At 54.1% G+C, this 1,352-nt stretch carries 1 protein-coding gene; it reads right to left on the reverse strand.

Annotation, left to right across the window (positions count from 1 at the left end; all coding sequences use genetic code 11):
* Positions 1–36: 36 nt before the first annotated feature.
* A complete protein-coding gene (locus tag ACO0LC_RS29065; RefSeq protein ID WP_423009733.1) occupies positions 37–1,287 on the reverse strand; it encodes an IS256 family transposase in 1,251 nt (416 codons plus the stop codon).
* Positions 1,288–1,352 lie beyond the last annotated feature (65 nt).

Genomic DNA, 1,352 nt, shown 5'->3' on the forward strand with positions numbered 1-1,352 from the left:
GGGGGTGTCCGGAATTTTGTGTAAACGGTTTTTCATTTATTTCAGCGACATCCGGTCATCGAACTGGATGGTAAAGCGGTTGAATGCCCCTTTCCAATCCCGTATTGGCATAGTCCATTTCTTGCTGATGTTGTTGAGTGCCAGGTAGAACAGCTTGCTGACTGCTTCATCAGTGGGGAACGAACTACGCGTTTTGATGACCTTGCGCAGGCTCATGTTAATCGATTCAATGGCGTTCGTGGTGTAGATTACCTTACGGATCTCCGCCGGGTAGTCGAAGAAGGGAATGACCCTCTCCCAGTTACGTCGCCATGATTGCCCTATGGGCAGGTACCGCTGGTCCCACTTAGCCTCGAATTGCGTGAGCATAAGACCGGCCTCGTCGGCAGTGGCTGCGGTATAAATGGTGCGCAGATCGGCGGCTACCTCCTTCTGATCTTTCCATGGCACAAAGTGCAGGCTGTTGCGTACCATGTGAACAATGCAAAGCTGGACTGCCGCCTTGGGGTAGACTGCTTCGATCGCATCAGGGAAACCCTTGAGACCGTCTACACAGGCAATGAAGATGTCCTGCACGCCACGATTTTTCAGTTCAGTGACGACCTGCAGCCAGAACTTGGCTCCCTCGGTCTGGGCAATCCACAGACCCAGTACTTCCTTGTGACCATCCATGTTCACGCCAATGGCGAGAAATACGGCCTTGTTGCGTACTGCACCAGCATCGCGCACTTTGACGTGGATGCAGTCAAGGTACAGGATGGGATAGAGCGCGTCGAGTGGACGGGCTTGCCAGGCCTTCACATCCTCACTGACGCCATCGGTCACGCTGGAGATGAGCGCTGGTGACACTTCCGTGCCATACATCTCTTCCAGGTGGCTCTGGATCTCCCGTACACTCAGGCCACGGGCGTAGAGGGAGATAATCTTGTCGTCGAAGCCGCTCCAGCGGGTTTGGTGCTTGGCGATGATTTGCGGTTCGAACGTACCTTGACGGTCGCGCGGTATGTCGATTGGTAGCGCGCCGAAATCACCCTTGAGTGTTTTGCCACTGTGGCCATTGCGGGTGTTGGCGCTGTCATTGCTGACGACTCCACTCTTGTCGTGGCCCAGATGGTCGGTCATTTCGACTTCCAGGGCTCGCTCGACAAGCATCTTGGTGAGCTGCTTGAGCAGGCCGTTCTCCCCAATCAGGTCTTCGGGCTTCTTGTAGTTGGCCAACAATCCATCGGCCAGTTTGAGCAATTCCGGGTCAGGCTTGGCCCGCTTGTTACGCTTTGCAACGGTCATCATTTCTCCTTGAAGGTAGCAGTGTCCTGCTAAATGACCGTTTACACAAAATTAATTACACCCTC

It is taken from the genome of Undibacterium sp. JH2W (genome assembly GCF_049340425.1).
Classification (GTDB): Bacteria; Pseudomonadota; Gammaproteobacteria; order Burkholderiales; family Burkholderiaceae_D; genus Undibacterium.